This is a genomic window from Candidatus Manganitrophaceae bacterium, assembly GCA_016200325.1.
Classification (GTDB): domain Bacteria; phylum Nitrospirota; class Nitrospiria; order SBBL01; family Manganitrophaceae; genus Manganitrophus.
Window position 1 is genome coordinate 175,128 of the sequence record JACQEZ010000001.1, and the last position, 20,526, is coordinate 195,653.

A 20,526-nucleotide genomic window follows, 5' to 3' on the forward strand; every position below is an offset into this window, starting at 1 on the left:
CGGTCGGTCCTATTCTTTGTCGATCTGTGCTCGCTGCAGCCGTCCGGAGAAGTCGCGATAGATCACCTTCCACTGGGTATAGAGGTCGAGGGCACCGCCGCGTCCGCCGGCCTCGCGGGGACCGAGGCCGGTCCGTTTGGTCCCGCCGAACGGCAGTTGGATCTCAGCGCCGATCGTCGAGGCGTTGATGTAAACCAATCCGGTATCGAGGTCGCGCTCGGCGACGGCGGTCTGATTGACATCCTGCGAGTAGAAGGCGGCGGAGAGGCCGAAGGGGACATCGTTGGCAATGTCGATCGCCTCATTTAAATTGCGTGCGCGAAGCACGGCGACGACGGGACCGAAGATCTCCTCCCGGGCGATTCGCATCGACCGGGTGACCTCGGTAAAGATCGTCGGCTCGATAAAGTATCCTTGGGCCAGTTTTCCCTTTTTAAGGGCATTGCCGCCGAGGATCAGCTTCGCACCCTCTTTCTTTCCGATCTCAATGTAGTCGAGGATCCTTCGGTACTGGGTCTCGCTGACCACCGGGCCGATCTCGATTTTCTTATCCGATCCGGGGCCGACCCTCAGCCGTGCCGCCCGCTCGCTGAACAATCTGACAAACCGGTCATGGACCGCCTCATGGACGATCACCCGGCTCGCCGCGGTGCAGCGCTGGCCGGAGGTTCCGAAGCCTCCCCAGAGGGCCCCCTCCACCGCAAGGTCGAGGTTCGCGTCGTCCATCACGATGATCGGGTTTTTCCCGCCGGTCTCCATGGTAAAGTGCTTGTGGCTGCTCCCGCAGACCCCGGCGAGGTATTCGCCGACCGGATTCGATCCGGTAAAGGAGACGGCGTCGACCTCCGGATGACGGACCATCGGCTCGCCGGCGGTCTCGCCGAAGCCATGGACCAGATTGAGGACCCCCGGCGGAAGGCCGGCTTCAATCAATATCTCGACGAATCGGGTCGCGCAGACCGGTGTTTCCTCCGCCGGTTTGAAGACCACTGTGTTTCCGGTCACCAGCGCCGGGGTGATTTTCCACGAGGGGATGGCGATCGGAAAATTCCACGGAGTGATCTGGGCGAAGACACCGATCGGAACGCGGACCGATTTGGCATCTTTGTTCGGCAATTCGGAGGGGACCGTCTCACCGGAGAGGCGGCGTCCTTCGCCGGCCATGTAATAGGTCATGTCGATCGCCTCTTGGACATCTCCGAGCGCCTCGGGCATGACCTTCCCCATTTCGCGGCAGACGATCTCTCCGAGTTCCTGTTTTCGCTTCGTCAGGAGCTCGGCGGCCCGAAAAAGGATTTCACCCCGCTTCGGCGCCGGGGTTTGTGCCCAGGGACGAAAGGCTTTCCGGGCGGCGGAGACCGCTTTATCGACGTCGGCGGCGTCGGAATCGGCGACGACACCGATGACATCCCGGGTATCGGCCGGGTTGCGGCTCTCGAAGGTTTTCCCCCGTGCGGGGTCGACCCATTTCCCATTGATATAATTTCGAATTTTTTTGGCCATCGGCCACTCCAAAAAAACAATAACGTTTTTATTCTATCTAAAAAGGCTTGAAAAGACAAGGTAACCGGTGACCGGGACGGACGCGCCGCCGACCCTTTTGGGGGTGAACCGAGGCCGTTTTTTAACGTTTTGTCCGATTTGCTTTTTGATTTTTATTCTATTATGATGTGAAAAAGGTAGAGAAATGGCCAAAATTAAGACCATATTTTATTGTCAGGAGTGTGGCTACCAGTCGCCGAAGTGGCTTGGAAAATGTCCTGACTGCGGCGCTTGGAATACACTGGTCGAAGAGCGGGTCGAGCCGACCGTCGACAGCCGCTGGCTTGCTTCGGGAGAGGTCGATCGCGCGCTCTGGGCGCCGAAGCCGATCTCCGAGATCGAGCCGTCCGCCGAAATCCGGGCGAAGACCGGCTCCGCCGAATTCGACCGCGTTTTGGGCGGGGGGGTGGTGGCCGGTTCGGTCATCCTCATCGGGGGTGATCCGGGGATCGGGAAATCGACCCTGCTCCTTCATGCTCTGAATCAACTCGGCGCGGGCCGCGGCAAGGTCCTTTATGTCTCCGGGGAAGAGTCGCCCGCACAGCTGAAGCTGCGGGCCGACCGGCTCCAGATTGCATCCAATCATCTTTATATCCTCGCTGAGACCTCGTTCGAAGAGATCCTCCAACACGCGAAAACGGTCCACCCGGTCGCCATCGTCGTCGACTCCATCCAGACCATTTATACGCGCCAGCTGACCTCGGCACCCGGCAGTGTGACGCAGATCCGAGAGGTCGCCTCACAGCTGATGGTTTACGCCAAGCGATCGGGGGTGGCGGTGCTCATCGTCGGACATGTCACGAAAGAAGGGGCGATCGCCGGACCGCGGGTGCTGGAGCATATTGTCGATACGGTTCTCTACTTCGAAGGGGACAAAGGGCATCCCTACCGAATTCTTCGCGCCGTGAAGAACCGATTCGGTTCGACGAATGAGCTCGGCGTCTTCGAAATGAAGGGGGCGGGCCTGATCGATGTGGAAAATCCGTCCGGTCTCTTTCTGGCGGAGCGGCCGCGCGACGCCTCCGGTTCGGTGGTGGTGGCGGCGCAGGAAGGAACCCGTCCGATCTTGGTTGAGCTGCAGGCGCTCGTCAGCCCCTCCTATCTGGGGACGGCACGACGGATGGCGCTGGGGGTCGATCCGAACCGGACGTCGCTTTTATTGGCTGTTTTAGAAAAGCGAGCGGGGCTCCACCTGGCGGGCCAAGATGTTTTCATCAATGTGGTGAGCGGGATTCGCATCGACGAGCCGGCGATGGATCTGGGGATTGCGGCGGCCGTCGCCTCGAGCTTCCGTGAGCGGCCGGTCGATCCGGGGACGGTGATCTTCGGCGAGATCGGTTTGGCCGGCGAGATCCGCGGAATTCAGCAGGCGGCCCTCCGGATTCGGGAGGCGGAGAAGCTCGGATTCAAACGGTGCATTCTCCCAAAACGGAATGAGGAGGCACTCCGGGAAGAGGGAGAGGTCGGGCAGACCTTGGAGGTGGTCGGCGTCTCCCATGTCGCCGAGGCGCTTGAGCTCATCGGGTGAAGCGCGGGGGGCTGTTCCATTCCGGGTTGCTGCTGGGATTAATCGGATTGCTGCTTCTCTCGGGCTGCCTCAAAAAGCAGGTCCGCCCCTCGGAAGAGAAGCTGAAAAAAGATGCTTCGCTGGAAGAGCTCCTCTCTCTGTATCAGCTTCGCCGACAGGAGTGGAGCGGGTTCAAAGGACTCGCCGAAATCACGGCCGAATCGCGGCGACAGGGACGCCATACAGTTCAAGCGAGTTGGACTGCCCGGAAGGATAGCACCGAGATCCGCGGCTTTAACCTCCTGGGAGGGACCCTCTTCGACCTTCGGGTAACCGATCCTCTGATTACCCTCCAGATCCCCTCGGAGCGCCGAAAGATTGAGGCAACCCGCGACGCGTTTAAAGAAGAGATCGGTGCTGCCATTCCGATTGGATCGCTTGACCTCATCGATTGGGTCAGCGAGGGGGCCGTTCCCAAAGGGGTTCCTCCGCTTTTTCCCGCCTTGGAAAAGGGGGAAGATTTTTTCATTCTCTCCCTGTTGAGGGTGTTGCCTGAAAAGGCGGTTTTGGTGGAGAAGATCTGGATTGAGCGGACGGCGTTCCAAGTGACGCGCGTGGCGATATTTGATTTTACCGGCGCACCGCGCGCCGAGCTCACCTTTGGCGACTATCGAAAGGTCGGTGGGCGCGAGTTGCCGTTTGAGGTCCAGGCCGAGGGTCATGGAGAAAAGGTTCTGCTCCACTTCAAGGAGCTCCGGCCGCTCAGTCCATCATCATAAATAAAGAACGCGTGGGATGTTCCACCGTGAGGTGAATGGGTGAAAGTGTTAGCGATTGAGACCGCCACACTGGCGGGCGGGGTGGCCCTGATGGAGGAAGGGGGCTTGATCGCCGAATATCGCCTCCATGTCGAGATCCGTCATTCGGAGCGCCTTCTAACCGCCATCGATCGGCTGCTCGTCGACAGCGGCACGACTCTCTCCGATTTAGACGCCATTGCAATCTCCATCGGTCCGGGCTCTTTTACTGGGTTGCGGGTCGGCCTCTCGACGGCGAAAGGGCTGGCGATGGGATCGGGAAAGCCGCTCGTCGCCGTGCCGACATTGGAAGCGATGGCGGCGCTTTTTCCCTACTCGTCCGCGCTGATTGTTCCGATGCTCGACGCCCGCCGCAACGAAGTCTATTGGGGATTGTTTGATACACAGGGAGGTGTTCCGGTCCGGATTCACTCCGAGACCGCCTCCTCCCCCGAAACGGCGCTGGCAACAATCGGCCCCTTGGACCGGCCGATTCTCGCCGTCGGCGAAGGAGCGGAGCGGTATCGCGCGCTCCTCAGCACCCACCCTCCAGAGAAAGTTCTTTCCCCCCCGAAGACGCTGCATTTCCCCTCCGCCGCGAGCGTGGCCGAATTGGGCCTTGCGAAGCTTCGCCGCGGAGAGATCCTCTCGGCCGAAGAGGTCGCCCCGGTCTATTTGCGTGCCTCGACCGCCGAGCTGAAATGGGAAGAGAAGGTTTCACAACAGGGAGGGGGTGTCTGATGGCCAGATCGGCCTCCATTCGACTTTTCTTCGAACGAATGACTGCAAAGGATGTCGAGACGATTGTGGCGATCGAGGAGGTCTCCTATACCTCCCCCTGGACGCGACGCATGTTCGAGTCCGAGCTTTGGGAAAATCCATTTTCATTTGCCTATGTGGCCCGAGAGGAAGACCATCGCCAAATTGTCGGCTATACTCTCTTCTGGCTGGTTTATGATGAGCTTCATTTAATGAACGTGGCGGTCGATCCGGCGTGGCGGGGTAAGGGAATCGGCGAGGAACTGGTCCGCTTTGCGCTGGAGACCGGTAAGCGTCGCCACATCCGGATGGCGACCTTAGAAGTGCGGGCCTCCAATTTTACCGCGCAATCACTTTATCGCAAGCTGGGGTTCTATCAGGTCGGCGTTCGTCGGAATTATTATCGGGAGCCGAGAGAAGATGCACTCTTGCTCCAGTATGATTTTCCCCCCCAATCCGACTAGGACAGGGCATACTGAAGGTCGTTATTAACCTCATGAGGAGGAGAAATCGATGGAGAGAGAAGACAGGGTCATCGAGATGCTACGACAGAAGAATTGGCAATTTCGTCACCTCGAGAAGCTGCATGGTCAACTCGATCAATCACTCCAGGAGATGACGCGAAGAAGGGTGTTGACCCCTCAAGAGGAAATCCAAAAGAAAGAGTTTCAGAAGAAAAAACTGGCTGCTAAAGATGAAATGACAACCATGATTCGCCATTTTCAGATGGGCGAGGGGGCCGATTTAAAATCGGCAAGATCCAATCCCCCTTTGTCGGCCCGAGGCCATTAAAGGCTCGGTCGGTGTACGGCTCCGGCGCCCGACTTCGATGTTGAGGGATCTGTGTTTGGGATTGGTTTTCCAGAGCTCCTTTTAATTTTAGTGATCGCCCTCGTCGTACTCGGCCCGGAAAAACTTCCGCAGATTGCGCGGATGCTCGGTCGCGGTTTGTATGAGATCCGGCGTGCGACAGAAGAGGTCCGCGCCGAGATTGAAAGGGGGGGGGCGGTCGAACCGTCTAAAGAGAAGGAAGCCGCTTCCACCCCGAAACCAGAGGACGCCACCCCCCCTAAAAAGGAATAGACCGCGCCGCTGATGGGCGGTTGTCCACAGTTTCCTCTTGGGTGAAACAGACCTTCCGAGGTGGGGGAGGACTTTGTCTATGAGGCCGTGTCGGGATCGGTCTTCCTTGAGAGCAGACAGGAAAGGGATTAAAAAAAGGTGAAAAAACCGGCCGGAAGCCAGAGCTCGGCAGAAATGCCGATCTCCGGTCATCTTCAAGAGCTTCGCAGCCGATTGATCAGGGCACTCCTGATTATTTCCATCTTCTTCGGAATCTCCTTTTATTTCTCGGATACGCTTCTCGCAGTTCTGAAGCGTCCCCTCCATGCCGAGCTCATCTTTCTTTCACCGGCCGAGGCCTTTTGGGCCGATCTCAAGGTGGCGCTCTTCATTGGTTTTCTGGCGGCCCTTCCGGTGATCCTTTACGAAGTCTGGCAATTCGTTGCCCCCGGTCTTTTACAGAATGAGCGGTCTTCCCTCCTCCCCTTCATCGTTTTATCGACTCTTTTCTTTTTTATCGGAATGGCCTTCTGTTACTTCATCGCCATGCCTTTCGCGCTCGACTTTCTGATCGACTATGGAGTAAAAAGCGGGATCAAGCCGCAGATTTCGATCTCGATGTATATCGATTTCAATTTGAAGTTTCTCCTTGGTTTTGGCCTCGTCTTCGAACTTCCATTAATCATGCTCTTCCTTGCGCGAATGGGATTGCTGACCCCGGCGCTGTTGACGAAGAACCGAAAATACGCCGTCTTAATGGCTTTTCTGATCGCGGCGATTTTGACGCCGACCCCCGATGTTTTCAACCAGTGTGTCATGGCCATTCCCCTGCTCCTTCTTTATGAAATCGGAATCATCGCCATCCGCATCTTCGGAAAGGCCGCCGCCCCGGTTCAAAAACAGGAGCCGGAGGAGACCGCCCCATGACGCGAAAGCAGGCGTTTCTCACCATTATCAGCATCGTTTCCGTCGTCGGATTTTTTTATCTCTCCAGGAAGCCGACGACCTCCTCCATCCCTTTCGCAGCGATTATCCAGCGGCGAGCCGATTATCGTCCTCCGATGGAGGGGGTGACCCTTTATCCGACGGAAGGTCCTTATGGGGTCGGGGTGATTCAGACGATTGCCGCCGGTTCAGGAGAGACCCTTTTTGTCGGCACGTATGGGGAAGGCCTCTTCCGGAGCGATGACGGGGGGAAACATTGGGCCCCGGCAAACACCGGCCTCGGAGATAAGTTCATTGCCAATCTGACCCATGTGAAAGAAGGAGTTCTTTATGCCGGGACCATTCGGGCCGGCCTCTTCAAGAGCCGCGATGATGGACGGCACTGGGTTTCTATCAACCGGGGATTGGAGAATGCCGATGTTGAATCGATGATCTCTCTTCCCGGGGGGGTTCTTTATGCGGGGACCGGCCAAGGGATCTTCATCAGCCGGGATGAGGGGGAGCATTGGGAGCCGTTTAATGATGGGATCGGATCGGTTCTGATCCGGAGTATCGTCGCGACGAAAGACCAGACGGTCTATGTCGCCACCCAAGGGAATGGAATTTTTAAGCGCCGGCCGTCGGACCGTCAATGGACGCAGGTCGTCCGGGGATTTGTCTTCGAGGAGGTGGAGGAGAAGGTGGTTCGGACGCTGGTCCTCGGTCGGGGCGAGGCGCTCTTTGCCGGGACGATGGGAACCGGAATCTTCCGGAGCCGCGACGGCGGTGTTCGCTGGGAGCGGGCCAACGCCGGTCTCTCGAACCTCTCGATCCGCTCTTTAACGGCCGATGCGGCGGGAATCCTTTATGCGGGGACCGGGGAAGGGATCTACTACAGCGACAATGACGGGGCGAGTTGGAATCCGCTCAAGGGGGAGTTGGCCGACGTTCAGGTTCACTCGTTTGTGACCAGCGCCGAAGGGGACCTGTATGTCGGAACGGGCAGCGGCCTCTTTCACGGGCGAATCCATTCACCGTGGCGTCCGCTTCACGAGGGGTTGCTGGTGGCCCCCATTCGGACCCTCAATTATGGCAAGGAGGGAATCACGGTCGGGAGCGATGGGAAAGGGGTCTTCGTCGGGAACGGAGAAAGTTGGATCACCGACAACGTCGGGCTGGTGAATTTATCCGTCCGGGGAATGGCGCGGGGAAAGACATTTTTATACATCTTTACCGACGAGGGATTTTATCGGCGCCAGCACGGCCGGCATGTCTGGGAGGCCGTCGAGGGGGCTCTCCCCAGTCCGCTCCGCGCCATCGCGGTGGATGAGGCCGAGCGGGTGTATGCCGGGACCGATACGGGCCTCTTTCGATCAACCGACCAGGGTGCGCACTGGTCGCAGTCGGAGGGGATTGAGCCGGGAAAAATCTCCGCGCTGGCGGTCGAGGGGGAATCCATTCTCGTCGTCATAGAAAATACCATTTGGTCCAACGGTAATGGGGGGTGGAAGAAGATCATCACAAAAGAGGGGAGCCCCCTCCGCTATCTGAGCTGGAGCAAGGAAGATCGCTTCCTCGCGGCGAGCGAGCAGAAGCTCTGGGAAGGAAATCGGAACGGCCAGTGGAAGGAGATCAAAGGGAACCTTCCGATCGGACTGAAAATCACTGCACTGGCCATTGACACGCAAGACCGGGGGGTTCTCTACCTCGGCTCCGATCGCGGTCTGTTCTGGAGCGGTGATGGGGGGGCAACCTGGCATCCTGCAAGGCTTTACCAAGGGGAGCGGTTCGAGAAGCAGGTGAACCAAATCCTTCCCCTCAGCAACGGCTCCATCTGGCTGGCGACCGAAGAGGACGGGGTCCTCCTCGGGGTGAATAAGGTTCCGCGGGGAAGCCGATGGGTCCAATGGTTTAAGCAACGCCTAGGCTGATATTTTAATGACCTCTTCCGTAATTTCCTGATCGATAATCCGAAAGGCCCGAATTTCAGGGCTCCCGCTCTTCAGAGAAATAATCAAGTAATGCGTTTCCGAGTAAAAAGCCAGCCGGACATCGGTAGCCGAAGGGTAGGCGGGGGAGTGCGGATGTGAATGATAAATGGCCAGGAGTTCGGTCCCCCCTTCTCGCATCTCTTTAAAAGCGCGTAACTGCTCTCTCGGATCCATGACATACCGGAACCGGCGATCGGGCGGTACCTTCAAATCGGCAATGGCCGGATCATCTGCCGATAGATTGCTGATCTTATATATCTTGGAGATGACGCCCTCCCTTCCCGCGAGCAATCCGCAACACTCGTTCGGGGCTTCGGTCCGCGCATGAGAGATCATCTCGTCAAAAATCGACTTCGGGATAGAGAGCAATCGTATTTCCTTCGCTGAATGAGAGGGTCGGCTCCCAACCGTTAAGGCGCCATACTATTGAAATTTAAGAAGAATGTCAATGAAGCCGTTTGACATTTTTCAACCGCATGGTACGATTGGGAAAGGTGGAAACTGTGACGGTCTTCGTATGACGATGGAAAACGGGGCAAAAAGGAGGAAGAGCAAGCGGGTCCTGGTTGTTCAGGATGTTGCGATCAATGGCCGGATATGCGGTCAGGCCATCGACCTGAGCATAGAAGGGATGTATATCACCACTCCAGAGAAGTTTGAAAAGAACGCTTTCATCGACTTGAAATTTCAACTCGAAGATCAGCTGTTTCAAGTCAAGGCAAAAGTCCTCTACCTCCATGAGGGGCTCGGGTTCGGGGTCCGATTCTTCACCCCCTTGCCGACGGATGTGAGTCGGCTGAAGGAATATATCGAAAAACTTTCCCTCTCTCGAAGCAACTCGAATCCCCACCTAAAAAAGATTCTCATCATTGATGACACGCAGTTCTATCAGGCGGTTTATCGCCAGCGCCTTCTCTCGGAGGGATTCTCCGTTCTCGTTGCACAAAATGGCGTCGAAGGTTTGAAGCTGTTGTTACAGGAACGTCCCTCCCTGATTCTCCTCGATCTGATCATGGATGGGATGGATGGCTTCAAGGTTCTTCAGATCATCCAATCTCAACCTGAGATGAACGATATTCCTATTATTATCACTTCCGTCAAGGGGGCGACCCGGGAGATCAGCCGCGCCATGGAGCTCGGCGCCGTTGATTTTCTGGTCAAGGCCACCACCTCACCGAATAAAGTGGTCGAAAAAATCAAAGAGGTCCTCCGTCACCGGCGGCCGATTAAATCATAAACGACCGCTCCAGCCGTCGCTGTCCGATTCTTCTCTTTATTCCAATTATTCCTGTGAGGAGTCTGCTATTCCCCAGAAGGGGGCGGCGGGGGGAGGGTGCAGGAGATCTCGTAGTCGAGGAGCTGTGTAATGGTCGGATGCGGACCGCAGAGCTGGCAGTTCGGATTTTTCGGAACCCGAACGGTGCGGAACGACATCTCGAGTGCATCATAGACAAGCAGTCTTCCGGCGAGGGAGAGCCCGATTCCTAAAATCTCCTTGAGCGCCTCGGCAGCTTGAAGCACGCCGATGGTTCCTGCAAGGACCCCAAGCACCCCGGCCTCCTGACAGCTCGGAACCAGTCCGGCGGGGGGAGGCTCCGGGTAGAGACATCGATAACAAGGTTTCGGCTCACGGTCGTGCGGCTTGAGGGTCGTTAACTGCCCTTCGAATCGAAAGATGCTCCCGGAAATAAGCGTCTTCTTCAAGAAGAAGCAGGCGTCATTGACGAGGAAACGGGTGGCGAAGTTGTCCGACCCGTCGAGGACGATGTCATAATCTTTGATCAGATCAAGGATGTTTTCCGAAGAGATTTTCCCAAGGAGCGGGACGATTTTGATGTCGGGGTTCATTTTGGAGAGGGTCTCTTGGGCCGACTCCACCTTCGGGCGGTTGAGCGTCGTTGTGTTATGGAGGACCTGCCGCTGAAGGTTGGAGAGATCGACCACATCGCTGTCGATGATTCCGAGCGTTCCGACCCCTGCCGCCGCCAAATAGAGCGCCGAAGGAGAGCCGAGTCCCCCCGCGCCGATTAAAAAGACCTTTGCGGCGGAAATCTTTTTCTGACCTTTCCCTCCCACTTCCGGCAGGAGGATGTGGCGGCTATATCGTTGAAGCTGATCCTCTGTAAATGTCATTTCCGAAGAAACTCCCTTGCTCATCTCTTATTCAATGATGTTTCGCTCGATCGGGTCAACCTTGACCCCTTTTTTCTTCAGGCCGTCGATGGCGCGTTCTATCTCGTTCGGATCGCCCGTCAGCTCTAAATCGACCCATCCGCTTTTGTCGGTCACATCGGCGCGGCGAATATTGGTAATTAATTTATAATCTTTGCCGATCTGATAAATGATCGGATCTCGAATCTTCTCTTCCGGAAAAGTAATATGAACCTTCAGGCTGGCCAATGATTCCTCCTTTGCATCGGTTCAGAGACCGCTAAAACGATCCCCCTGCGATGGCTGGAACGATTGAGACCTCGTCTCCTTTTTTAACCGACGTCTTTATTCCTGCGTGAAATCGAATATCTTCCTCGTTCACATAGATATTCACGAATCGGCGGAGTTCTCCCTGCTCATCGCAAAGACGTTCCTTGAGGCCGGGATAATCTTTGTCCAGTGTATCGATTAATGCGGCGATGGTCTCTCCGTCGGTGGTGACCTCTCCTTGACCTCCGGTCAGTTTACGGAGCGGGGTCGGAATGCGAACTTTGATCATTTTGCTCCTCTTTCTGTCTGTGGGGCCTCGCCTCCCGGAGCCCCTTTCAGCGCTTCTTGAAAGCTGGAGAGACTCGGCGAGATATGCCACGGCGCGCCGAGGGCCGGCGCGACCGCTTCCTGTGTCTTGAGGCCGTTCCCGGTAATATAAGCGACGACCGATTCCCCTTTTTTAAAGAGCCCCTTCTGGGCCAATTTTTTAAGCACACCGACCGTGACCCCGCCGGCGGTCTCGGCAAAGACCCCTTCCGTCCGCGCCAACAGGGTCATCCCTTCGACGACTTCTTCATCAGTCACATGCTCGATCTGTCCGCTGCTTCCGAGGACGACTTTCAGTGCATAGAAGCCATCGGCCGGATTACCGATGGCGAGCGATTTGGCGATTGTTTTCGGCTTCACCGGTCGGATAAAATCCCGATTTTCTTTAAAAGCGGCGGCCACCGGGGAGCATCCTTCCGCTTGGGCGCCGTGAATCCGCGTCTTCACGTTTGAGACAAAGCCGAGCTCTTCGAATTCATGAAACCCCTTTGAGATTTTCGTCAGCAGCGATCCCGATGCAATCGGAACGACGACATGGTCCGGGGTCCGCCAGCCGAGCTGCTCGACCGTTTCATACGCCAACGTTTTGGATCCCTCGGAGTAGTAGGGGCGGATGTTGATGTTGACGAAGGCCCATGGATATTCTCCGGCGATCTCGCTGCAGAGCCGATTGACGTCATCATAATTTCCATCCACCGCCACCACATTCGGCTTGTAAATAAGATTTCCCAATACCTTTCCGGCTTCCAGATCGGACGGGATGAAAACGAAACAGCGAAGCCGCGCCTCGGCGGCGTGTGCCGAGACCGAGTTGGCCAGGTTGCCGGTCGAAGCGCAGGCGACCGTGTCGAAGCCGAGCTCTTTCGCGCGGGTCAGAGCGACCGCAACGACCCGGTCTTTGAAGGAGAGGGTCAGGCAGTTGACGGTGTCGTTTTTTAGATAGAGATAATCGAGCCCTAACTCCGCCCCGAGGTTCTTCGCATGAATCAGCGGCGTGAAGCCGGCGTTTAAGCCGACGGTCGGTTCTCCCTCGATCGGAAGCAGGTCCTGATATCGCCAGAGGCTCTTTGGTCCACGAAGGATTTTCTCCTTCGAGATTTGTGTCTTGATGACATCGTAATTGTAGGAGACCTCTAACGGTCCAAAGCAGAATTCACAAACGTGAAGCGCTACAGCGGGATAGGTCTTGCCGCACTCTTTGCACTTCAACCCCTTCATCTTGCTCATCGAGATCAACCCTGGTTCAGGCTAAATAAAACAAAACCTCATCGCCGGCAACACCGGCTGAGGGCGAAAGTCGTTTACGTCGGGTTCTAGGGATTCATCCCGTGTGATTGGGCTGCCGCGGCCGGATTGATGTCACAAACAGGCGGCGCCTCCGCTTCCAACGTTTTGAGGGTGGGATCAGTGCCGCAGAGAGGACAATTCGGATTTTTTCGAATCGGAACCTCCCGGAACTGGGTCCGGAGGGCATCGTATTTCAAAATTCGATCGGTGAGCGGTTTTCCGATCCCGAGAATCAACTTCAGGACTTCGGTTCCTTGAAGGGTCCCGACCAATCCGGCAAGCGCCCCCAATACACCCGCTTCTTGACAGGTCGGAATCAGCCCCGAAGGAGGCGGCTCCGGAAAGATGCAGCGGTAGCAGGCGCTCGTGCCGGGAAGAATGGTGAAGATCTGTCCTTCAAACCGGAGAATCCCGGCGTGGATGAGCGGTTTCTTCGCAAAAAAGGCGGCGTCGTTGATAAGGAATTTGGCCGGGAAATTGTCGGTTCCGTCGATGACATAGTCAAAGGCGCTAAAGATTTTCAGCGCATTCTCGGCGCTTAGATTTTCCTGATAGGGAATGACCGTCACGTCCGGGTTGATCGCAACCATCTTCTCTTGGGCCGAGAGGACCTTGGGCCGGCCGATGTCGGAAGTATGGTGAATCACCTGGCGCTGCAGGTTGGAGAGATCAACGGCATCGGCATCGATTAATCCGACGGTGCCGACCCCGGCCGCGGCGAGATAGAGCGCAATCGGCGACCCCAGGCCGCCGGCGCCGACGATGAGGACCTTCGCCTGGCCAATTTTTTTCTGCCCCTTGCCGCCGACCCCTTCGAGAATAATGTGCCGGCTATATCGGACAAGCTGTTCTTCTGTAAAGGCCATACTTCCTTCTTTAGATATTGAAATATTTTTCGATGCTGATGTAGCGCTCGCCGGTGTCGGGAAGGATCGTCACGACCGTTTTCCCCTTCCCGAGCTCTTTGGCGATCTGCTGCGCGGCCAGAGCGTTGGCGCCGGAGGAGATCCCGACCAAGAGCCCTTCTTGCCGTGCAAGGAGTTTCGCCGTTTTATACGCGTCATCATCGGTGACGGTGATCACCCGATCGATGATCTTCCGATTTAACACATTCGGGATGAACCCGGCGCCGATTCCCTGAATTTTGTGCGGCCCCGGCTCTCCTCCCGAGAGGACGGGAGAGGCGGATGGCTCGACCGCGACGATCAGCGTTTTCGGATTTCTTGTCTTCAGCACCTCGCCGACACCTGTGATCGTTCCGCCCGTGCCGACCCCGACCACGAAGGCATCGACCTCTCCATTCAGCGCCTCTAAAATTTCAGGCCCGGTGGTCTTCCGATGAACTTCCGGGTTGGCCGGGTTCGCGAACTGATTCGGCATGAAGTAGTCGGGATTCTGTTCGATGATGCTCTCGGACTCTTTGATCGCGCCGCGCATCCCCTCCCACGCGGGGGTGAGGACCAACTGCGCCCCGTAAGAGGAGAGGAGGCTCGCCCGCTCCATGCTCATCGACTCAGGCATCACCAAAATTAATTTATAGCCGCGAACGGCTGCCACCAGCGCCAGCCCGATGCCGGTGTTCCCGCTGGTCGGCTCAACCATCGTTCCGCCGGGCTGTAGTTTTCCGGAGCGTTCGGCGGCCTCGATCATGCTGAGGCAAATCCGGTCTTTGACACTTCCGCCGGGGTTGAAAAATTCCACCTTGGCGAAAATACGGGCACTCTGATTGTCCGCCAGCCGATTCAATTGAACCAGCGGGGTCTGTCCGATCAGCTCGGTCACATTCGGATGCAATTTCATTAATAAATGTCCCAACGAGGGTTTACGAGCTCATTAGCTGCGCATTTTTGTTTGCGACGCCCCGCCTCCCATAAAGAAGAGGAATTCAATTTCGTCCCCTTCTTGGATGCGGGTGCTGCTTAAGGTGGAACGGTCGACCATTTTTGAATTTAATTCGACGGTGACCATTCGCGGTTCAATGTTCTTTACTTTGAGAAGATCAAAAAGGGTCGTTTCTTGGGTCTCTTCCTGTTTCCCATTGATTTTAATGCGCATGACCCCTTTCCTTGACAGCTATTTTGGATCGGTGCTATTTGGATCGGTGCTATATAGAGTAATCCGTTTACCGATGAATATGAAAAACTATCAAATAACCCCCTTGAATGTCAAGGCATTTTCGGATGTCCAGCGAAGCCGGCGAGTTTCGGAAGGGAATCGAACGGTTGCATTCAATCCCCTCGTCGTGGGTCGGGAATCAATTCGTGTCATTCATGGCACCGGAAACGACTTGAGAAGAGATTTTTCTTCTCTAAGTAGCGGGCCGTCAACCGCGGCAAAGATAATTTTTTTTTGAGGGGAGTCGTCCGCTTAATAAAATTTAAACCTATCCGTTGGGCTTTAGAAAAACTGACACCGCTATAGATGGCCCCTCGGCAGAAACTCAAAGCGGGTCCGATCATCATCCCATTCATAAAACCTCTTCTGAATCAACCAGTTCAGGAGTCGTTGCCCCCCTCTGTTTCCCTTTTTTGATTCTATGTCATAGCGGTATCCTCTTTAAAAGCATATCCGTTTTTCCCTTGACAAAGTGAGAGTGTAGGGTATAATTCCCATCGGAGTGGGATGAAGTGGGATAACATGGGAGCAAAGGGTGTTCCTGGGAAAGTTTCAGCATACGATCGATTCCAAAGGGCGCTTGAGCGTTCCGGTTAAATTCCGCGAGCTCTTAAACGCGCATTCCAATGGAACGGTGATTATTACAAGTGACCTGGATCCTTGCCTGGCCGCTTATCCGCTTCCCGAGTGGAACTTAATGATCGAGAAAGCAAAAAAGCTGCCGACCATGGATCGCGGAGTGAAAAATTTTCTCCGCTTCTTTTATTCCCGAGCAACGGAGTGTCCGCTCGATAAGCAAGGACGGATCCTCCTCCCTCCCGCCCTTCGTGAATATGCGCAGGTTACTGCCGATGTGGTCATGGTGGGACTTGAAAATAAATTCGAGATTTGGCACCCACAGAAGTGGCAGGATAACGAAGCCCTGGTCACGGAAAACACCGACCAGATCCAGGAGGCGCTGGCCAGCCTCGGGATGTAGCGGGAAGCAGGTCGCCTGTGCGGGGCGGTTCGACGGTGCCCCACCAAAATCCTAAATAGCACCACCACCCAGTTACGGAATACCCTTCAGGCAATGTAGAAAGTACCTGCAGCGATGGCGGAACCGGTGTTCTCTGAAAAAATTAACGAAGGGGAAGGGACCCATCAACCTGTTCTCGTGCAGGAGGTGCTCGCCGCTCTCGGCTGTCAGCCGCATGCCCAAAAAACCTATCTCGATTGTACGGTCGGTTTGGGGGGACACGCAGAAGCCATCCTCGCTGCAACCGCACCGGACGGAAGGGTGATTGGGCTCGATCGGGATGAAGCGGCGCTCGCCTTGGCCGAGCGGCGGCTTCGCCCCTACCAAGACCGGTTGCTCCTTCGGAAAGGTTCCTTAAAGGCCCTTTCAGAAACGGCCCGAGATCTGAATTTGAATGAGGTGGATGGAATCCTCTTCGATCTCGGCGTCTCCTCCATGCAGCTTGATCAAGCAGAGCGGGGATTTTCTTTCCAGAAGCCGGGCCCGCTCGATATGCGGATGGACCGCGCCCAAGAAGAGACGGCGGCCGACCTCGTCAATCACGCTTCTGAACGACAACTGTTCGAGATCATCCGAAGCTACGGAGAAGAGCGGTGGGCGAAGCGGATCGCCGAAGCGGTCGTCCGGCGTCGCTCGGAAGAGGGGGAGATCCGCCGAACCGAGGAGCTGGAGGGGGTGATCTGGCGGGCAGTTCCGGCCCGAGAGCGGCATGGCCGGATTCATCCGGCGACGAGGACGTTCCAGGCGCTCCGGATGGCGGTGAATCAAGAGCTGCCGGAGCTGGAGGCGGGGTTAAACGCAGCCCTCTCCCTTTTGGCGATCGGGGGCCGGTTGGTTGTCATCTCCTTCCATTCATTGGAAGACCGCCTTGTAAAGCAATCGTTCAAGAGATGGGGGGCTGAAGAGCCGCGCCGTTTCACCAATCTCTATAAAAAACCGATCCGACCGAGAGACGAAGAGAGCGCGCGGAATCCGCGGGCGCGGAGTGCAAAGCTTCGGGCCTTGGAGCGGGCGGCATAGGGGAAAGAGATGCGGCGATTTGAATTTAGACTGGTTTTCCTGGTTCTGGGAGGAGCGATCCTCCTTTTGGCGTTTCTCTCCCTGTGGCAGCGAAATCAGATGATCCACCTCGGCTATGAGATCGAGCAGCTTCACCAACAGAAGGTCGAATTGCAGCGAATTCATCGTGGGCTGATGGTCGAGGCGGAGAGCTTAAGGGCCATTGAACGGGTGGAACAGATTGCAATTCAACAGTTAAAAATGTCCCCGGCGCTTCCTCAACAACGGGTCTACTTGCAGCAAGAAAAGGAAATCGGCGGACGCTCGCCCGATCCCGGAAAAGGGGGGCGCCGTAATGATTAAAAGGCGTGTCCCCAGTTCGCGCCGGGCGCCGCTATTATGGGTCGCCTCCCTCTTGAGCGTCGGTTTTGTCCTCGTGGCGGTCCGGTTGGTGATCCTTCAGGCGTTCCAGCATGAGGCCTGGTCGAAACGGGCCGATCGCGAGCATGAGAAGAACATCTCCATCGAGGCGGAACGGGGCACCATCTACGACCGAAACGGAAACATCCTCGCCATGAATGTGGAAGTCCCATCGGTCTATGCCGTCCCCACCGAAATTCGAGATCCTGCTGCGGTCTCTCGGAAATTGGCGCCGATCTTGGATCTCGATCCAAAGGGATTAACAAAACGGCTGACCGACGGAAAGAATTTTGCTTGGGTTGCCCGTAAGATCGATCCGGCAAAAGCAGAGCAGATCCGCAAACATTCGATGGAAGGAATCGGTTTTGTCACGGAGAGCCAGCGCTTTTATCCTAAGCGGGCCCTCTTCGGCCATCTCCTCGGGTTCGCCGGCCTCGACAATCACGGCTTAGAAGGGGTCGAGCGGAAGTACGACACGACTCTGCGCGGAGAGAAAGGGTGGATCGTGCTGGAGCGCGATGCCCATGGGAAATCGATCTTCCCCAAAGGGATCGACTACATCGCCCCTTCTCGCGGTAAAGATCTTTATCTGACGGTCGATGAGGTGATCCAGCATATCAGCGAGCGGGAGCTCGACCGGATTGTGGAGAAGAAACATGCCAAGGGGGGAACGGTCATCGTCATGGACCCTTGGAGCGGAGAGATCCTTGCGATGGCGGTCCGGCCGAGGTTCAATCCGAACGCCGTACAGATGCATCAGCCCTCCGAATGGCGCAATCGCGCCATCACCGACGCCTATGAGCCCGGTTCGACTTTTAAAATCGTGACCGCTTCTGCGGCCCTTGAAGAGAAGGTGGTCGATCCGAACGAAATGATCGATTGTGAACAGGGGGCCTATCCGGTTTTTGGGACGGTGATTCACGACCATGAGCCGGTCGGGGTGGTCTCTTTTCGCCAGGTGATCGCAAAGTCAAGCAACATTGGGACGGCCAAGGTGGCGCAGCGGCTCGGTGAAAAACGGCTCTCCAGCTACATCCAGGCCTTCGGCTTCGGCGAGCGCCTGGGGATCGATCTGCTGGGAGAAGCCCCCGGCTTGGTCCGCACCCCCGACCAGTGGTCGAAGCGCTCGCTTGCGTCGATGGCCATCGGGCAGGAGATCGGCGTCACTCCCCTTCAGGTGATCTCGGCGGTGTCGGTCGTCGCGAACGGCGGATGGCTGATGACCCCGCACCTGGTCCGTCAGGTCAAAGAGGTCAACCTGCGGCAGGTCGGCGGCGAGGGACGGGTCATTAAGGAATCGGGCGCGGAGGTCCGCAGACGAGTGATCTCAGAGGGGACCGCCCGCGAGATGGTCCGAATCTTACAGGGGGTCGTCTCCAAGTCGGGCACCGGCGGCAAGGCGGCGATTCCCGGCTACCTGGTGGCGGGGAAGACCGGCACCGCCCAAAAGATCGACCCGGCGACCGGCCGCTACTCGGCGCACGACTTTGTCAGCTCTTTTGTCGGATTTGCTCCGGCAGACGCTCCCGCCGTCGCCATCCTGGTCATGGTCGATGAGCCGGAAGGGGAGGCCTGGGGAGGAAGTGTGGCGGCGCCGGTCTTCTCCGCCGTCGGAAGCGAGGTGTTGCACTACCTGAAGGTCCCCCCCCAACCACCGCTCGGCGAGCAGCTATTGACCGCGTCGATGACACTCCAGGAAGAGCGGGAGATCGAGGTGAAAAAGAAGCGTTCCGGTGTCGTCCGAAAAACAGCTTCAAACCCGCTTTCCGAGGTGATCGCCTGGAACGGTCCGGGGGGAGCGAGAGAAGGCAAGGATCATCGTTGAAATTAAATGAGTGGCTCGATCTTTTTGCGGCCAAAGAGGTCGTCGGCCCGACGGAGCTGGAGATCAACGACATTGCTTCCGATTCAAGGAAGGTGAGACCGGGCGGCCTTTTTGTGGCAACGGTCGGGACCCGACAAGACGGCCGCCTCTTTATCGCGGAGGCGATTGCGCAGGGCGCCGCCGTTGTGGTTGCAGAGGGGCCGCTTCCATCGAGGGAGCAGACGGCCGGAAAGGCCGGTCGGCCGGTGACCTATATCGAAGTCGACCAGGTGCGCCGGGCGCTGGCGCATCTTGCTTCTTACTTTTATGGAAATCCAACCGACGGGCTCCATCTGATCGGTGTGACCGGAACCAATGGAAAGACCACGACCGCCTTTTTAACGCAAGCGCTCTTGCGGGCCGGTCAGTTTAAAACGGGATTGCTGGGGACCGTTCAGTTCGACTTGGGAGGAACGGTCCGACCGGCGACCCACACGACGCCGGGGGCGCTGGAGCTGCACGCCCTCTTTGGCGAGATGCGCGGGGCCGGTGCAACCCATGTCGTCATGGAGGTCTCCTCCCATGCGCTCGATCAAGGACGGGTGGAGGGGTGCTGGTTCGATGCGGCGATCTTTACGAACCTCACGCAAGATCACCTCGATTATCATGGGACGCTGGAGGCGTATTTTGCCGCCAAACGTCGGCTTTTCGAGCAGACCGGAATGGCGATCGTGAATGTCGACGACCCTTGGGGGCGGCGGCTTCGGGAAGAGATCCCGAACCGGAGTTGGAGTTACGGGCTTGGGCCCGAGGCCGATTTCTATCCGACATCGATCGAGAGCGATCTGGCAGGAATTCGGATGACGGTCCAGAGTCCCAAAGGGACGCTGCAAATTCAGTCGCCCCTCGTCGGCCGATACAATGTCCACAATCTTCTCGCCGCGATCGCGGCGGGGATGGCGCTGGAGCTCTCGAAAGAGCAGATCGTCGCCGGGGTTGCGGCGATGTCGGGGGTGCCGGGGCGTTTTGAGAAGATCGACGGCGGACAAAATTTTTGGGTCATTGTCGATTATGCCCACACCGACGATGCCTTGACCCGCTTGCTTCAGGCGGTGACCGATCTTTCCCCTCGGAGAATTATCACCATCTTCGGCTGCGGTGGCGACCGCGACCGAGGAAAGCGGCCGAAGATGGGAGCGGTCTCCGCGCGCTACAGCGATATCACGCTCTTGACCTCCGACAATCCCCGGAGCGAGGCGCCACTCGCCATCCTTCAGGAAATCGAGGCGGGGCTCAAGGAAGAAGATCCCGCCGCCCGGTATGAGATCATCGAGAACCGGCGCGAGGCGATCGGTCGGGCGGTCGACCTGGCCACAGAAGGGGATGCGGTCGTAATCGCCGGTAAGGGACATGAAGATTATCAGGTCATCGGAGAGAAGCGCTTCCCCTTTGACGACCGCGAGGTGGCGCGGGCGGCTCTCACGGCTCTAAAAGGAAAAGCGGGGAGAGGGGAGGAAGGAAGGATCTGAGGGTCCTCTTCCTGATCGCCTCTT

23 protein-coding genes are annotated in these 20,526 nt (G+C 57.0%); 14 read left to right on the forward strand and 9 right to left on the reverse strand.

Annotation, left to right across the window (positions count from 1 at the left end):
* Positions 1 to 9: 9 nt before the first annotated feature.
* On the reverse strand, positions 10 to 1,503 hold the full coding sequence (locus HY282_00825; GenBank protein MBI3802291.1) for an aldehyde dehydrogenase family protein: 1,494 nt from the start codon (positions 1,501 to 1,503) through the stop codon (positions 10 to 12).
* Between the two features lie 184 nt (positions 1,504 to 1,687).
* Between HY282_00825 and radA the strand changes: the two genes are divergently transcribed.
* From radA to HY282_00865, 8 genes are all read left to right on the forward strand, one after another.
* On the forward strand, positions 1,688 to 3,070 hold the full coding sequence (radA, locus tag HY282_00830; GenBank protein MBI3802292.1) for a DNA repair protein RadA: 1,383 nt from the start codon (positions 1,688 to 1,690) through the stop codon (positions 3,068 to 3,070).
* Positions 3,067 to 3,828, forward strand: coding sequence for a hypothetical protein (locus HY282_00835; GenBank protein ID MBI3802293.1), 762 nt, complete (start codon positions 3,067 to 3,069; stop codon positions 3,826 to 3,828). Before radA ends, HY282_00835 begins: the two co-directional genes overlap by 4 nt.
* A gap of 39 nt (positions 3,829 to 3,867) precedes the next feature.
* Positions 3,868 to 4,587, forward strand: a complete 720-nt coding sequence (gene tsaB / locus HY282_00840; protein ID MBI3802294.1) for a tRNA (adenosine(37)-N6)-threonylcarbamoyltransferase complex dimerization subunit type 1 TsaB — start codon at positions 3,868 to 3,870, stop codon at positions 4,585 to 4,587.
* Positions 4,587 to 5,069: a ribosomal protein S18-alanine N-acetyltransferase gene (gene rimI, locus HY282_00845; protein MBI3802295.1), complete on the forward strand. Its 483-nt coding sequence runs from the start codon at positions 4,587 to 4,589 to the stop codon at positions 5,067 to 5,069. Before tsaB ends, rimI begins: the two co-directional genes overlap by 1 nt.
* Before the next feature lie 49 nt (positions 5,070 to 5,118).
* Positions 5,119 to 5,397: a YdcH family protein gene (locus HY282_00850; protein MBI3802296.1), complete on the forward strand. Its 279-nt coding sequence runs from the start codon at positions 5,119 to 5,121 to the stop codon at positions 5,395 to 5,397.
* A 51-nt stretch (positions 5,398 to 5,448) separates the two neighbouring features.
* Positions 5,449 to 5,688, forward strand: a complete 240-nt coding sequence (gene tatB, locus HY282_00855; protein ID MBI3802297.1) for a twin-arginine translocase subunit TatB — start codon at positions 5,449 to 5,451, stop codon at positions 5,686 to 5,688.
* A 174-nt stretch (positions 5,689 to 5,862) separates the two neighbouring features.
* On the forward strand, positions 5,863 to 6,594 hold the full coding sequence (gene tatC, locus HY282_00860; GenBank protein ID MBI3802298.1) for a twin-arginine translocase subunit TatC: 732 nt from the start codon (positions 5,863 to 5,865) through the stop codon (positions 6,592 to 6,594).
* A complete protein-coding gene (locus tag HY282_00865) occupies positions 6,591 to 8,522 on the forward strand; it encodes a hypothetical protein (GenBank protein MBI3802299.1) in 1,932 nt (643 codons plus the stop codon). The genes tatC and HY282_00865 overlap by 4 nt, the downstream gene beginning before the upstream one ends.
* On the opposite strand, the gene HY282_00870 is transcribed toward HY282_00865, so the two are convergent.
* A complete protein-coding gene (locus HY282_00870; GenBank protein MBI3802300.1) occupies positions 8,514 to 8,951 on the reverse strand; it encodes a M67 family metallopeptidase in 438 nt (145 codons plus the stop codon). The genes HY282_00865 and HY282_00870 overlap by 9 nt on opposite strands.
* 79 nt (positions 8,952 to 9,030) lie before the next feature.
* On the opposite strand from HY282_00870, the gene HY282_00875 reads away from it, so the two are divergent.
* Positions 9,031 to 9,819, forward strand: coding sequence for a response regulator (locus HY282_00875; protein MBI3802301.1), 789 nt, complete (start codon positions 9,031 to 9,033; stop codon positions 9,817 to 9,819).
* A 65-nt stretch (positions 9,820 to 9,884) separates the two neighbouring features.
* On the opposite strand, the gene moeB (HY282_00880) is transcribed toward HY282_00875, so the two are convergent.
* The 7 genes from moeB (HY282_00880) to thiS form a co-directional block, all read right to left on the reverse strand.
* Positions 9,885 to 10,715, reverse strand: coding sequence for a molybdopterin-synthase adenylyltransferase MoeB (moeB, locus tag HY282_00880; protein ID MBI3802302.1), 831 nt, complete (start codon positions 10,713 to 10,715; stop codon positions 9,885 to 9,887).
* 27 nt (positions 10,716 to 10,742) lie between these two features.
* A complete protein-coding gene (locus tag HY282_00885) occupies positions 10,743 to 10,982 on the reverse strand; it encodes an NIL domain-containing protein (protein MBI3802303.1) in 240 nt (79 codons plus the stop codon).
* A 31-nt stretch (positions 10,983 to 11,013) separates the two neighbouring features.
* The gene (locus HY282_00890; GenBank protein MBI3802304.1) at positions 11,014 to 11,292 is read right to left on the reverse strand and encodes a MoaD/ThiS family protein; all 279 of its coding nucleotides are present in this window, start codon (positions 11,290 to 11,292) and stop codon (positions 11,014 to 11,016) included.
* Positions 11,289 to 12,557, reverse strand: coding sequence for a threonine synthase (locus tag HY282_00895; protein ID MBI3802305.1), 1,269 nt, complete (start codon positions 12,555 to 12,557; stop codon positions 11,289 to 11,291). The genes HY282_00890 and HY282_00895 overlap by 4 nt, the downstream gene beginning before the upstream one ends.
* 86 nt (positions 12,558 to 12,643) lie before the next feature.
* Positions 12,644 to 13,483 (reverse strand): molybdopterin-synthase adenylyltransferase MoeB, encoded by an 840-nt coding sequence (moeB, locus tag HY282_00900; GenBank protein ID MBI3802306.1) that lies wholly within the window; start codon positions 13,481 to 13,483, stop codon positions 12,644 to 12,646.
* Between the two features lie 10 nt (positions 13,484 to 13,493).
* Positions 13,494 to 14,417: a cysteine synthase A gene (gene cysK / locus HY282_00905; protein ID MBI3802307.1), complete on the reverse strand. Its 924-nt coding sequence runs from the start codon at positions 14,415 to 14,417 to the stop codon at positions 13,494 to 13,496.
* Positions 14,418 to 14,450: 33 nt separating this feature from the next.
* A complete protein-coding gene (thiS, locus tag HY282_00910) occupies positions 14,451 to 14,672 on the reverse strand; it encodes a sulfur carrier protein ThiS (GenBank protein MBI3802308.1) in 222 nt (73 codons plus the stop codon).
* Positions 14,673 to 15,267: 595 nt separating this feature from the next.
* On the opposite strand from thiS, the gene mraZ reads away from it, so the two are divergent.
* The 5 genes from mraZ (at position 15,268) to HY282_00935 (ending at position 20,502) form a co-directional block, all read left to right on the forward strand.
* The gene (gene mraZ / locus HY282_00915) at positions 15,268 to 15,711 is read left to right on the forward strand and encodes a division/cell wall cluster transcriptional repressor MraZ (GenBank protein MBI3802309.1); all 444 of its coding nucleotides are present in this window, start codon (positions 15,268 to 15,270) and stop codon (positions 15,709 to 15,711) included.
* A 114-nt stretch (positions 15,712 to 15,825) separates the two neighbouring features.
* On the forward strand, positions 15,826 to 16,770 hold the full coding sequence (gene rsmH, locus HY282_00920) for a 16S rRNA (cytosine(1402)-N(4))-methyltransferase RsmH (protein ID MBI3802310.1): 945 nt from the start codon (positions 15,826 to 15,828) through the stop codon (positions 16,768 to 16,770).
* A gap of 9 nt (positions 16,771 to 16,779) precedes the next feature.
* Positions 16,780 to 17,112: a cell division protein FtsL gene (gene ftsL / locus HY282_00925; protein ID MBI3802311.1), complete on the forward strand. Its 333-nt coding sequence runs from the start codon at positions 16,780 to 16,782 to the stop codon at positions 17,110 to 17,112.
* Positions 17,105 to 18,994 (forward strand): penicillin-binding protein 2, encoded by a 1,890-nt coding sequence (locus HY282_00930; protein MBI3802312.1) that lies wholly within the window; start codon positions 17,105 to 17,107, stop codon positions 18,992 to 18,994. Before ftsL ends, HY282_00930 begins: the two co-directional genes overlap by 8 nt.
* On the forward strand, positions 18,991 to 20,502 hold the full coding sequence (locus HY282_00935; protein MBI3802313.1) for a UDP-N-acetylmuramoyl-L-alanyl-D-glutamate--2,6-diaminopimelate ligase: 1,512 nt from the start codon (positions 18,991 to 18,993) through the stop codon (positions 20,500 to 20,502). The genes HY282_00930 and HY282_00935 overlap by 4 nt, the downstream gene beginning before the upstream one ends.
* Positions 20,503 to 20,526 lie beyond the last annotated feature (24 nt).